General features: G+C 73.2%; 11 protein-coding genes. 1 reads left to right on the top strand and 10 read right to left on the bottom strand.

The features are described from left to right. The first annotated feature begins 14 nt into the window (after positions 1-14). Complete coding sequence (locus ACQP2Y_RS04270) at positions 15-629, top strand: TetR/AcrR family transcriptional regulator (protein ID WP_433724784.1); 615 nt, start codon at positions 15-17, stop codon at positions 627-629. A 4-nt stretch (positions 630-633) separates the two neighbouring features. On the opposite strand, the gene ACQP2Y_RS04265 is transcribed toward ACQP2Y_RS04270, so the two are convergent. The 10 genes from ACQP2Y_RS04265 to ACQP2Y_RS04220 form a co-directional block, all read right to left on the bottom strand. Continuing rightward, positions 634-1,953, bottom strand: coding sequence for an MFS transporter (locus tag ACQP2Y_RS04265; protein ID WP_433724782.1), 1,320 nt, complete (start codon positions 1,951-1,953; stop codon positions 634-636). Positions 1,954-2,031: 78 nt separating this feature from the next. Continuing rightward, the gene (locus ACQP2Y_RS04260) at positions 2,032-3,297 is read right to left on the bottom strand and encodes an MFS transporter (protein WP_433724780.1); all 1,266 of its coding nucleotides are present in this window, start codon (positions 3,295-3,297) and stop codon (positions 2,032-2,034) included. Positions 3,298-3,430: 133 nt separating this feature from the next. Beyond that, entirely contained in the window at positions 3,431-4,369 is a 939-nt protein-coding gene (gene htpX, locus ACQP2Y_RS04255; protein WP_433724778.1) for a zinc metalloprotease HtpX, read from the bottom strand. A gap of 67 nt (positions 4,370-4,436) precedes the next feature. Next, positions 4,437-5,945, bottom strand: coding sequence for an NADH-quinone oxidoreductase subunit N (locus ACQP2Y_RS04250; RefSeq protein WP_433724776.1), 1,509 nt, complete (start codon positions 5,943-5,945; stop codon positions 4,437-4,439). Then, the gene (locus ACQP2Y_RS04245; RefSeq protein ID WP_433724774.1) at positions 5,942-7,459 is read right to left on the bottom strand and encodes a complex I subunit 4 family protein; all 1,518 of its coding nucleotides are present in this window, start codon (positions 7,457-7,459) and stop codon (positions 5,942-5,944) included. Before ACQP2Y_RS04245 ends, ACQP2Y_RS04250 begins: the two co-directional genes overlap by 4 nt. Continuing rightward, positions 7,456-9,357, bottom strand: a complete 1,902-nt coding sequence (locus ACQP2Y_RS04240) for an NADH-quinone oxidoreductase subunit 5 family protein (RefSeq protein ID WP_433724772.1) — start codon at positions 9,355-9,357, stop codon at positions 7,456-7,458. The genes ACQP2Y_RS04245 and ACQP2Y_RS04240 overlap by 4 nt, the downstream gene beginning before the upstream one ends. Beyond that, positions 9,354-9,725 (bottom strand): NADH-quinone oxidoreductase subunit NuoK, encoded by a 372-nt coding sequence (nuoK, locus tag ACQP2Y_RS04235; RefSeq protein WP_433724770.1) that lies wholly within the window; start codon positions 9,723-9,725, stop codon positions 9,354-9,356. Before nuoK ends, ACQP2Y_RS04240 begins: the two co-directional genes overlap by 4 nt. Further along, complete coding sequence (locus ACQP2Y_RS04230; protein WP_360830215.1) at positions 9,725-10,240, bottom strand: NADH-quinone oxidoreductase subunit J family protein; 516 nt, start codon at positions 10,238-10,240, stop codon at positions 9,725-9,727. The genes nuoK and ACQP2Y_RS04230 overlap by 1 nt, the downstream gene beginning before the upstream one ends. Beyond that, positions 10,237-10,821, bottom strand: a complete 585-nt coding sequence (locus ACQP2Y_RS04225; protein ID WP_433724768.1) for a NuoI/complex I 23 kDa subunit family protein — start codon at positions 10,819-10,821, stop codon at positions 10,237-10,239. The genes ACQP2Y_RS04230 and ACQP2Y_RS04225 overlap by 4 nt, the downstream gene beginning before the upstream one ends. Before the next feature lie 108 nt (positions 10,822-10,929). Further along, a complete protein-coding gene (locus tag ACQP2Y_RS04220) occupies positions 10,930-12,042 on the bottom strand; it encodes a serine hydrolase domain-containing protein (RefSeq protein ID WP_433724766.1) in 1,113 nt (370 codons plus the stop codon). Between the last annotated feature and the right edge of the window lie 47 nt (positions 12,043-12,089).

Raw genomic sequence — 12,089 nt, 5'->3', positions numbered from 1 at the left:
GGTACAGTAATGTGATGAGCACTGCACCGGAGCGCGGGCGGCCACGCGGGTTCGACACCGCGGTCGCTTTGATGCGCGCCAAGGAGGTCTTCTGGAAGTACGGCTACGAGGGCGCCTCGATGGCCGAGCTCACCGCGGCGATGGGCATCAGCAAGCCCAGCCTGTACGCGGCCTTCGGCAGCAAGGAAGAGCTGTTCAAGCAGGCCCACCGGCTCTACGCGGAGCAGGACATGGCGTACACCCGGGACGCCCTCGAGCAGCCGACCGCGTACGAGGTGGCGGCGGCGCTGCTGCGCGACAACGTCCGCGCGGTGACCCGGGAGGGCACTCCGCCCGGCTGCCTGTCGATCCAGGGCGGCACGGCCTGCGGTGCCGGCAACGCCGACATCTCCGCGTACCTGGCCCACAGCCGGCTCGCCGGCGAGGCCGCGCTGGCCGCCCGCTTCGCCCGCGCGGTGGACGAGCATGACCTGCCCGCCGCCACGGACCCAGCTGGGCTGGCCCGCTTCGTGATGATCGTGGCGGAGGGCCAGGCGGTGCACGCCGCCGCCGGCATCGGCCGGGAGCAGCTGGAGCAGTCGACCGAGCTGGCCCTGCGGGCGTTTCCTCAGCCCGGCGCGGAGCACTGACGACTCAGGGCAGCCGCTCCAGGTGCGCGGTCGAGCCGTCCAAGGGGTCAGCCGCCCCGCGGCCGGGCGGCTGCTCCCGCATGGCCGGCAGCAGCCGGGCCACGTCCTGCGCGGCGCGGGACCGCGCGGCGACCATCTCGTCGGCCCGTCCGAGCGCGCCGCCCGGCCGGCCCGCGACCGCGGCCGCGGCGAGAGCCAGGACGCCGGCCAGCGCGAACGCCCACCGCGCGTCACCCGACCGGTCGACGACCGTCCCCGCGGCGGCACTGCCGACCGCGCTGGCGGTGACCGCCATGGTGATCACCCAGGTGTAGGCCTCGTTCAGCACCTCGCCCGGGGCGATCCGGCTGACCAGGTTGTTCTCCACGGTCAGCGCGGGTGCCATCGCGATGCCGCCGACGACCAGCACCACCGCCAGCCACCAGGGTCCCGGCGCGGCGATCAGCGCCAGGAAGCCGATCCCGATCGCCGCCAGCAGGAGGGCGTACCGGCGGCTCGGTTCCGTGGCCGGGCGGCGGGTCCCGAAGTACACGCCGCCGCAGGTGCTGCCCAGCGCCCACACGCCCAGCAGCACCCCGCCGAGGCCGGCGCCACCGCCGTGGGCAGCGGCGAAGGCGGGCACGCCGACGGTGACCGCGCCGAAGCCGCCTCCCAGCAGCCCAGTGCAGAGCAAGAGCGTGCCGAACCCGGGAGTCCGGCGCATCGGGCGACGGGTCATCCGCCGGGGGAACCGCAGCACCGGCACCCGGGCGACCGCCAAGCCGCCGAGCAGCGTGACCGCCGCCGCGACCAGCAGAGCCGGGCCGTAGCCGAGCCGGAGCACGGTCAGCGCGGCGACCAGCAGCGGGCCGATGACGTAGATCAGCTCGAACAGCGACGTCTCGGCCGCCAGCGAGGCCTGCCGTACGCGTGGCCCGACGAGGCCTCCGGTCATGGTTGTCCAGGCTCCGCGGATCGCCCCGGTCAGCGGCGGATAGGTGGCCCCCGCGATCGCCGAGACGACCAGCAGCAGCGGTAACGCCGCGCCGGTCAGCAGGGCCAGCGCGCTCAGGACGAGGGCGTGGGCCAGCGCGCAGAGGCGCAGCACCGGTGCGGGGCCGATCCGGTCGGCGACGCGTGCGGTCAGCGGGTTGACCACTGCGCCGGCGAGCGCGTAGCAACCCGCGGCGAGGCCACCGGCGGCGTACCGGCCGGTGGCCTCCTCGACGAGCAGCAGCAGGGCGAGCGGGGTCATGGCGATGCCGAGCCGCGACACCATCCCGGCCACCAGGAGCGTGGGGGCGTACGGAATCCGCCATACCGTCCGATAACGACCTGCTGCCATCACCGGAACGTAACGGCGCGGAGCGGCAATCCCGCCGTCTATCAGGCTAAAGGGGTGATGACGACAATCCGACAGGCGTCAGTGCGCCGCCGCCATCGCCTGCTCCAGGCGCTCGGCCGCGCGCCGGTCCGCCCGGGCCATGGGTCCGGTCGGCACGGCGGCCACCAGCGAGGCCAGGACCAGCACCGCGGCTGCGAAGACGAAGGCCCACGGCAGCCCGCCCGGCTGGTCCACGATGGCCCCCGCCACCGCGCCACCGGCCGCGCTGCCCGCCACGGACACGGTGACCACCCAGGTGTACGCCTCGTTCAGCATGCCGGCCGGGGCGATCCGGCCGACCAGGTTGTTCTCCACGGTCAGGGCCGGGGCGATCGTCGCGCCGCCCACGACCAGGGCGATGCCCAGAGACAGCGGATTCGGCATGGCGGCGAGCACCAGGAAACTCAGGGCGACCGCGCCGAGCAGCCAGGCGAACTGCCGGGGCAGGGCCATCGCGGGCCGCCGGGTGCCGAACCAGATGCCGCCGATCGCGCTGCCCACGCCCCAGACACCGAGCAGGACACCGCCGAGGCTGTCACCGCCGCCGTGCTGGCCGGCGTACGCGGGCACGATCACGCCGGCGGCGCCGAAGGCCGTACCGAGCGCGGCGACACAGACCAGCAGGGCGCCGAAACCGCCCACCTTGAGCGGGCCCAGGCCCCGGGTCGTGTCGGCGTCCACGTGGCGCACCCAGTGCCGCATGATCGGCAGCGACGCGATCCACAGGGTGCCGGCGAAGGTCGCCACGGCCGAGGTGGCCAGCGCGGTCGCCGGGTCGTGGGTGACCACGAGCAGCGCCGCGACCAGCATCGGGCCCAGCACGAAGACCAGCTCGAACAGCGACGTCTCGGCGGCCATCGCGGCCTCCCGCAGGCCGTGCCGCCCGCTGCCCACCGCGGTGGCGTCGGTCCAGGCCCGGCGGATCGCCGCGGTCAGCGGCGGGTACGTCGCACCGGCCAGCGCCGACGCCACGAAGATGCCCGGCAGCGCCGCCTCGCCACCCCGGCTGACCAGCAGCAGGCCGACCAGGGCGAGCGGATGCAGCACCGCGGTCGTCCACAGCACCGGGGACGGGCCGATCCGGTCGGCCAGGCGCCCGGCGACCGGGCTGATCGCGGCGCCGGCCAGCGCGTACATGCCGCCGGCCAGGCCCGCGGCGGCGTACCGGCCGGTGGTCTCCTGGACGAGCAGCAGCAGGGCGAGCGGGGTCATGCCGATGCCCAGGCGGGCGAGGATGCCGACGATCAACAGGACCCGGCCGCCCGGCATCTGCCACACGCCAAGGTACTGACGCAGTGCGGTCATCAGGTCCTACCTCCTTCGTCGCGAGCCCCGAACGTAACCGGCCCCGAGCGCTTAACACACGTGAAATACAGCTGGGTGTCACAGACGTCACCCCCGCCTCGGCACGCGAGACGGGGGTGACGGTGGTGCGGGGTCAGCGCTGGAACTGCACCGGCCCGGTGCCGGTGATCGCGGCCAGCTGGTGCAGCCGCTTGATCCGCTCGGCCATCGGCGGGTGCGTCGAGAACAGCGACGCGATGCCGCCGCCGCGCAGCGGGTTGGCGATCATCAGGTGCGCCGAGGTGGCGAGCTGACCGTCGGCCGGCAGCGGCAGCCGCTGCGCGCCGTACTGGATCTTCTCCAGCGCGCTGGCCAGGGCCAGCGGGTCCCGGGTCAGGGTCGCGCCGGACGCGTCGGCCTGGTACTCCCGGTTGCGGCTGATGGCGAGCTGGATCACCGACGCGGCCAGCGGGCCGAGGATCAGCATGAGCAGCAGCGACGCGGGGTTCGGGCCGTCCTCGTCGTCCGAGCCGCCGAACGGCAGGAAGATCGCCAGCTGGGCGGCCATGGTGATGATGCCGGCCAGCGCCGCGGCGACGCTGGAGATCAGGATGTCCCGGTTGTAGACGTGGGAGAGCTCGTGGCCGATGACGCCGCGCAGCTCACGCCGGTCCAGCAGCTGGGTGATGCCGACGGTGACCGCCACGGCGGCGTGCTGCGGGTTGCGGCCGGTCGCGAACGCGTTCGGCTGCATCGCCGGGCTCACGTACAGGCGTGGCATCGGCTGGCCCGCCTCCGTGGCGAGCTCGCGCACGATCTGGTGCAGCGCGGGGAACTCGGCCTCGGAGACCGGGCGGGCCCGCATGGACCGTAGGGCGATCTTGTCGGAGAAGAAGTAGCTGCCGGCGTTGAGCGCCAGCGACAGGACGACGGCGAAAACCAGCCCGCCGCTTCCTCCGAGCCAGTAGCCGACGGCCAGGATCATGGCGGTGAGCAAGCCCAGCAGAGCGGCCGTCTTGAGGCCGTTGTGATGGCTGTGCACGATGGTGCTCCTTCGACGTTGGGGCCGGTGGGCCCACGTCTCATGGAACATCGGAAGGGTGTGGATTCATCCAGCTGTAGCTGTGAGTTCGCTGTAGGTGATCATCGATACACCCGGGTCAACCGAGCAGGGCGTCGAAGATCCACTGTGGTGCGAAGCCCAGGACGACGGTGACCGTGACAGCCACCGCGACCGCCGCGGCCACTGGGCGGGGCACCGGCACCCGAGGGTGGGTGGCCGCCTGGAGCAGCTCCGGGTCGGCGATCGCGGTCACGGTGGATCCGGTCGCCGCCGGCTCGGCGGCGGGGAGGTCGGCGAAGTGGACGCCCATCGGCGCGGGGCGGGTGTAGAGCAGGGCGGCCACCCGGACGTAGTAGGCCAGGGCGATGAGGGCGTTCAGGGCCACCACCGCAGCCAGCCAGCCCCAGCCCGCGTTGATCAGGGCGGCGATCACGGTCACCTTGGCGAACAGACCGGCCAGGCCCGGTGGCAGGCCGGCCAGACCCGCGAGGGCCAGCACGAGCGCCGCGCCCAGCCAGGGCTGACGACGAGCCAGGCCGCGAAGATCCGCCAGCTCGCCACCGTCGGCGGACGGCCCGCGCAGGGCCACCACCACGGCGAACGCCACGAACTCGAGCACGACGAAGAAGACCGCGTACGCGATCGCCGCCGGCACCCCGGCCGAGCCCACCGCCAGCGCCGCCAGGATGTAGCCCGCCTGGGCCACCGACGACCAGGCCAGCAGCCGTACCGTCCGGGTCTGGCGCAGGGCGACCAGGTTGCCCACCGTCATGGTCAGCACGGCCAGGACCGCCACCAGCGGCCCGGTGTCCAGCCGCTGCACGACCGCGGCCAGGGCCACCACGCCGCCGAGCTTCGAGGCCGTCGACAGGTACGCCGCCACCGGCACCGGTGAGCCGTCGTAGGTGGCCGGCGCCCAGGCGTGCAACGGGACCGCCGCCACCTTGAACGCGAAACCGATCACCAGCAGCGCAGCGCCGACCGCCCCCAGCGGCGCGAGCGGGCCCGACCCCTCGGTGAGCACGGCCAGGTGCAGCACGCCGGTGGACGCGAACAGCAGGGCCGCGCCTAGCAGGGCGATCGCCGTGGAGATCACGCTGACCAGGAAGAAAGTGACCGCGGCCGAGGCGCCGGTGGTCGTCACCCGCTCGCGGCAAGCGAAGCGGCGCAGGCCCACGAGCACGTACAGCGGCAGGGTCAGCGTCTCCAGCCCGACGATCAGGGTGATCAGGTCGCCCGCGTACGCGATGACCACTCCCCCGGCCATCGAACTGGTCAGCAGGAAGCAGAACTCGCCGGCCGGGGCGATGCCCGCGCGCAGCGCCGGGGCCGACAGCGCGAGCACCCCGATCGTCAGCGCCGCGAACAGCACCGCCACCACCGCCGCCTGCGGGCCGCTCACCCAGGAGCAGTGCTCGGCGCCGCAGAAGGTCGAGGCCGGGCGCAGCCCGAGCGCGACCGCCCCGCCGATCGTGGCGAGCCCGCCGACGATGCCCGCCGGCAGCACGAACCGGCCGAAGGCCAGCTCCAGCACCAGGACGAGCAGCGCGGTGCCGCCCGCCGCGTAGAGCGGCAGCAGGGCGAAGTGGTTCACGGTCTGGGTCATGGCAGGGCTCCGGTCAGGGCGGCCACCGGGTCGGCGGTCGCGGCGAGCACCAGCGCCGGCACCAGCCCGATGGCCAGGGCGAGCAGCACCAGCGGCGACCACGCCAGCCATTCGGGGCGGGTGATGCCCGCGAAGCCGGCCACCGCCGGGCTCGCCGGGCCGTGGGTGACCCGGCGCAGCAGCCGCAGGAAGTACGCCGCGGTCAGGGCACCGCCGATCGCCGCCAGCACGGCCAGCGTGATCCACAAGGGGCCGCCGCGTTCGGTGGCGGCCACCACGGCGAACGCCTCGCCCCAGAAGCCGGCCAGGCCGGGCAGCCCGAGCGAAGCGATCGACGCGAAGGCGAGCAGGCCGGCCAGCCGCGGCGCGGTCTCCCGCAACCCGCCGAGGTCGGCCAGGGCGCCGGTGTGGGCCCGGTCCTTGATCGCGCCGGCCAGGAAGAACAACAGGCCGGTGATGACGCCGTGGGCCACGTTGCCGACCAGCGCGGCCTGCAGGCCGGTCGCGGTCAGCGTCGCGATGCCCAGCAGCACGAAACCCATGTGCCCGACGCTTGAGTAGGCGATCAGCCGCTTCAGCTCGGTCTGGCGCAGGCACACCAACGACCCGACGAGGATTGCGGCAACGGCGAGGACCCCGAGCACCGGGGCGGCCCAGGCCGCGCCGAGCGGGGCCACTCCCACGCCGACCCGGATCAGGCCGTACGTGCCCATCTTCAGCAGCACGCCGGCGAGGATCACGCTGCCGACCGTGGGCGCCTCGGTGTGCGCGTCCGGCAGCCAGGTGTGCAGCGGCCAGAGCGGCGCCTTCACCGCGAACGCGACGGCGAACAGGGCGAACGCTGTGTACTGCACTGTGCGGGACAGGCCGGTGCCGCCGGTCAACGCCAGCAGGTCGCCGGTGCCGGCCGCGATGACGACGGTGAAGACGCCCAGCAGGAGCAGCAGCGAGCCGAACAGGGTGTAGAGCACGAACTTGCGGGCCGCGCGGCGGCGGTCCGGGCCACCCCAGCCGGCGATGACCGCGTACATCGGCAGGAGGACGACCTCGAAGAAGATGAAGAACAGCACGAGGTCCAGGGCCAGGAAGGTGCCGAGGATGCCCACCTCGAGCACCAGCAGCAGCGCCGCCAGCGTCCGGCCGCGACCGCCGTCGGGCACCTTGGCCACCGTGTACGCGCAGCAGAGCAACGTCAGCAGCCCGGTCAGCACCACCAGCGGGTACGAGATCCCGTCGACGCCGAGATGGAAGTCGACCCCGAGCGACGGCACCCACGACGCGGACACGTCGATCCACGGCACCAGAGCCGGCGGCCCACCCGTGTACGCGGACAAGCCGTAATCCGCATCCGGCACCACGAGCAGCACGGTCAGCACGAAGGTGACCGCCGCGAACAGGGTCGCCACGATCCGGGCGCCGCGGTCGTGGCGGGCCGGCAGCAGCGCGACGACCGCCGCACCGAGGGCCGGCACCGCCAGCACCGAGACGAGCAGCACCTGCGCGAGCGTGGTCATGAGGCTGCTCCGTAGATCGCCGCGACGACCCCGAGCACGAGCGCGCCGGCGAAGACCGCGACCACCGCCCGGGGCAGCGCCGCGCGGTGGGCGTTCGCCAGCACGACGCCGAGCCGGGTGGTGGATGAGCCGGTGCCCTCCACGGCCGCGTCGACCACCCGCTCGTCGAGCAGGCGCAGGGCGGTGGCGAGGGCGCGTACCGGGCGTACCACCAGGCGGTCCTGCACGTCGTCGAGCCGGAAGCCGGCGGCGAACAACGGCCGCAACCGGCCCAGGGCCTGCGCCGGATCCACGCCGGGCGCGGTGTGCCACAGCCACCACGAGCTGCCGGCGCCGAGCGCGAGCAGGACCAGCGGCAGCACGATGCTGATCTCCAGGTGCGGGGCCTCGAGCTCCAGCGCGCTGCGGAAGCCGGGCAGGAAGGCGGCCAGCCCGAGCAGCGCCGCGGGGATCGCGAGGAGCTGCACCGGCCACAGCATCAGGCCGGGCGGATCGTGCGCGGCGCCGGGGCCACGCTCGTAGCGGGCGTCGTCGAAGCCGACGTGCCACTCGTCGGTGCGGGACCGGGCGTGGCCGAAGAAGGTGCGCAGCAGCAGGCGGGTCGCGTACCAGGCGGTGATCGCGACGCCGAGCAGCCCGGCCACCCAGACCATCCAGCCGACCCAGGCCGGGGCCGGGCCCTGGCCGTCGGCCGCGTGTGCGGCGGCGACCAGAACGTTCTCCTTGGACCAGAAGCCGGCCAGGGGCGGCAGCCCGGCCAGCGCGCCGAGCCCGATCACGAACGCCCAGAAGGTGCGGGGCAGATGCGTGCGCAGGCCGCCCATCCGCGATATCAGGTTGGTGCCGACCGCGTGGATCACCGCGCCGGCCGCGAGGAACAGCAGCGCTTTGAACGCGGCGTGGGTGAGCAGGTGGAACAGGGCCGCGGCGGGCGAGCCGACGGCCAGGGCGCCGGTCATGTAGCCGATCTGCGAGACCGTGGACCAGGCCAGCACCCGCTTGAGGTCGTCCTGGGCGGTCGCGGCGAGCGCGCCGAGCAGCAGGGTGATCGCCGCCATGACACCGAGCGTCGCCAGCGCGCCGGGCGAGCGGGCGAAGAGCGGGAAGAGGCGGAAGACCACGTACACGCCTGCGGCGACCATCGTGGCCGCGTGGATCAGGGCGGAGATCGGCGTCGGGCCGGCCATCGCGTCCGGCAGCCAGGTGTGCAGCGGGAACTGGGCGCTCTTGCCCGCCACGCCGGCCAGGATGAGCAGCAGCGCCACGGTCAGATGGGCCGGTGAGCTCGCCAGCACGGCGGAGATCTCGAAGCTGCCGGCCGAGACGCCGAGCAGCGCGATGCCGAGCAGGAAGCCGACGTCGCCGACCCGGGTCACCAGGAACGCCTTGACCGCGGCCCGGGGCGCCTCGGGCAGCCGCCGGTCGTGGCCGATGAGCAGATACGAGCAGACGCCCATCACCTCCCAGCCGACCAGCAGCATGATCAGGTCATTGGCCGACACGACCAGCAGCATCGCCCCGGTGAAGATGCTGATCTGCGCGGCGTAGGGCGCGTAGCGCGGGTCATCGTGCAGGTAGCCGACCGAGTAGATCTGCACGAAGAGCGCGACCACGGTGACAGCGAGCGCGACGTAGAGGGCGGCCGGGCCGAGCGAGACGCCGAAGGTGATCGGCAGATCGCCGAAGCGCACCGCCTGCACCCCGAACTCGACCGGATCGTCCGCGACCACCAGCAGGAAGACCGCGTCGGCAAGGGCGAGCGCGGCGCCCGCGATGCCGAGCCCGGCGGCCCGGCGGCGTCGCGCGCGGCCGCCGTCGCCGGCCGGCAGCAACAGACCCAGGAGCCCGGCCAGCACCGGTACGCCGAACAGCGCCGTCCCGAAGACCTCCGCGATCACCGGCTGACCTGCTCGTCCTCGTGGTGCAGGGCGACCTCGTCGACGTGCACCGCCCGGCGCATCCGGTAGTACTGCAGCACGATGGCCAGGCCCACGCCCACCTCGGCGGCGGCCAGCACGATCACGAACAGGGCGAACACCCCGCCGGAGTGACCGGGCCTGCCGTTGGGATACGCCCAGGACTCGATCTGCACGCCGACCAGGGAGGCCCGGACCGCGGCGTCAGCGGTCACGAAGATCAGGTTGACCGCGTTGAGCATCAGCTCGACCGCCATCAGCACCAGGATCGCATTGCGCCGACGCAATACGCCGTAGACGCCGAGCCCGAACAGCAGCGCACCCGTCACGTACGGGATCACGGCATGCATCAGGCCTCATCCCCCTTGCGGGCGCCGATGTCCGGACGCGACAGCACGATCGCACCCACCAGGGCGGCGAGCAGCAGGATGGACAGCACCTCGAACGGCAGCACCCACTGGCCGAAGATCTGGGTGCCCATCCGCTCCGCGGTGCCCGGGGCGGGCCGGTCGTAGAGCGTCCAGCGGAACGCGTCGGCCAGCAGCGCCGCCAGGCCCAGCCCGACCCCGCCGCCGACGATCAGCGCCGGCCAGGCCGGGCGATCCAGGTCGCGGGAGGGGCCGATCGGCGCGCGGGTCAGCATGACCGCGAACAGCAGCAGCACGACCACCGCGCCGACGTAGACCAGGATCTGCACCCAGGCGACCAGCTCGGCCCCGAGGACCAGGTAGAGCCCGGCGACCGCGCCCAGGCTGATCACCAGGTAGAGCCCGGAACGGACCAGGTGGGTGCTGGTGACGACCGCCGCGCCCGAACCCACCGCCACAGCTCCGAGCGCGAGCAGCAGCACGTCGGCGACCGTCACTTCTCCGGCTCCGGGCGTGCGGCGGGACGCGCGGTCTTGGCCGGGGTCGCCGCACCGGGGCCGGCGGCCTTGCGCGCGGCGGTGGCCTCCTCCTTCGACGGCTCGCCGAGCACGTCGTGGGCCGGCGGCGGCGGAACCGTCTGCATCCAGTCGCCGAGGCGGTTCTTGTCGTGCAGCAGGTTCAGCACGTCGGTCTCCGCGTACTCGAACTCAGGGGTCCAGTGCAGCGCGTCGAACGGGCAGACCTCGATGCAGATGCCGCAGTACATGCACAGGGAGAAGTCGATGTCGAACTTGTCGAGGACGTTGCGCTGCCGGGCCCGGGCGGCACCGGGAACGACGACCTCCTCCTTGTGCGAGTCGATGTAGATGCACCAGTCCGGGCACTCGCGGGCGCACAGCATGCAGACCGTGCAGTTCTCCTCGAGCAGGGCGATGACCCCGCGGGAGCGCGGCGGCAGGTCCGGCTCGACGTCCGGATACTGCTGGGTGCTGCTGCGCTTGGTCATCGTCTTGAGCGTGACGGCCAGACCGTTGATCAGGCCCTGGCCCGGCATGTGCCGATCTCCCTGCTCGCTCATAAGGGCATATCCTGCCCGGTCCCACCGGCGTAGGCGAGCACACCCCCGCTTCTGTTGTCCGACGGGTTGCGGCCGGGCGTCCTGAGGGCGCCCGGCCGCACTCTCGGGCTATGCGCAGAGGGCGGTGTCCACTGCCTTCAGCACCTTGTCGGCCGATGCCTCGTCGACCGGCATCGAGGTCACGGCCACCGTCGCCGCGCGACCGTCCTCGGTGACGCCGCCGCGGGTCTCGTAACCCGGGATGTCACCACCGTGGCCCCAGGCCAGACCGCCGCAGCTGAGCGGGTAGCTCAGCAGGCCCAGGCCGTACCGGGTGCCGGGCCACATGTCCGCCGGGACGGTCTTGCGCATCTCCTTCAGCTGCGCCGCCGGCAGCAGGCGGCCGGCCAGCAGCGCACCGAAGAACTTGTTCAGGTCCGTCGGGGTGGCGATCATCTGCCCGGCGGCCCAGCCCCAGGACGGGTCGAGCGTGGTGACGTCACGCGGCTTGCCCGCCGCGTCCGGGTGGTAGCCCTGCGGGTGCCGTTCCCGGATGCCCTGCTCGCCGACGGCCGGGAAGTAGGTGTGCCGCAGCCCGGCCCGGCGGATCACCCGCTCGGTGAGCACCTCGGCCAGCGGGCGCCCGGTCACCTTCTGGATCAGCAGGCCGGCCACCACGTAGTTGGTGTTGCTGTACGCCCACTTGGCCCCGGGCGCGAAGTCGGCCGGATGCGCCAGCGCGAGGTCGAGCAGCTCACGCGGCTCCATGTAGGTGTGCTGCAACGCGAACGAGCCGTCCACGTCGAGGTGGTCCGTGTAGTTGGGCAGACCGCTGGTGTGCTGCAGCAACTGCCGGACGGTGATGTGCCGGCCGTCGATCCCCTCGCCCCGCACCAGGCCCGGCAGGTAGGTGTCGATCGGCGAGTCCAGGGCGACCTTCTTCTCGGCCACGAGCTGCAGGACCGCCACGGCCACGAACGTCTTGGTGTTGCTGCCGATCCGGACCTGGCCGTCGGCCGGGACGCGGGCGCCGGTGCGCAGGTCACCCACCCCGGCGGTGAGATCACGGGTGCCGTCCCGGCCCTGCACGGCGGCCAGCGCCCCTGGGGCGCCGCCGTCCCCGACGAGCTGCTGCAACTGGTGACGGACCGGATCACGCGGGGTGGCACTGACCGGCTGGGCGACGCCGGCGACCAGAGCGCCGGTGGTCAGGACGGCTGCTGCGACATGACGGAGGGACATCGGTGAGAGCTCCTCGGCTGGGGTTGCTGGGACCCCTCAAGCCTTTC

The sequence above is a fragment of the Actinoplanes sp. CA-051413 genome, assembly GCF_050955795.1.
Taxonomy (GTDB): Bacteria; Actinomycetota; Actinomycetes; order Mycobacteriales; family Micromonosporaceae; genus Actinoplanes.
The sequence above is the reverse complement of the archived record's forward strand: the minus strand, read 5'-3'. Positions and strand labels throughout refer to the sequence as shown.

Coding starts and splice junctions, on each gene's coding strand:
- ACQP2Y_RS04270 (WP_433724784.1), top strand. CDS start 15: ATGAGCACTGCACCGGAGCGCGGGCGGCCACGCGGGTTCGACACCGCG.
- ACQP2Y_RS04265 (WP_433724782.1), bottom strand. CDS start 1,953: ATGGCAGCAGGTCGTTATCGGACGGTATGGCGGATTCCGTACGCCCCC.
- ACQP2Y_RS04260 (WP_433724780.1), bottom strand. CDS start 3,297: ATGACCGCACTGCGTCAGTACCTTGGCGTGTGGCAGATGCCGGGCGGC.
- htpX (WP_433724778.1), bottom strand. CDS start 4,369: ATGTTCCATGAGACGTGGGCCCACCGGCCCCAACGTCGAAGGAGCACC.
- ACQP2Y_RS04250 (WP_433724776.1), bottom strand. CDS start 5,945: ATGACCCAGACCGTGAACCACTTCGCCCTGCTGCCGCTCTACGCGGCG.
- ACQP2Y_RS04245 (WP_433724774.1), bottom strand. CDS start 7,459: ATGACCACGCTCGCGCAGGTGCTGCTCGTCTCGGTGCTGGCGGTGCCG.
- nuoK (WP_433724770.1), bottom strand. CDS start 9,725: ATGCATGCCGTGATCCCGTACGTGACGGGTGCGCTGCTGTTCGGGCTC.
- ACQP2Y_RS04225 (WP_433724768.1), bottom strand. CDS start 10,821: ATGAGCGAGCAGGGAGATCGGCACATGCCGGGCCAGGGCCTGATCAAC.
- ACQP2Y_RS04220 (WP_433724766.1), bottom strand. CDS start 12,042: ATGTCCCTCCGTCATGTCGCAGCAGCCGTCCTGACCACCGGCGCTCTG.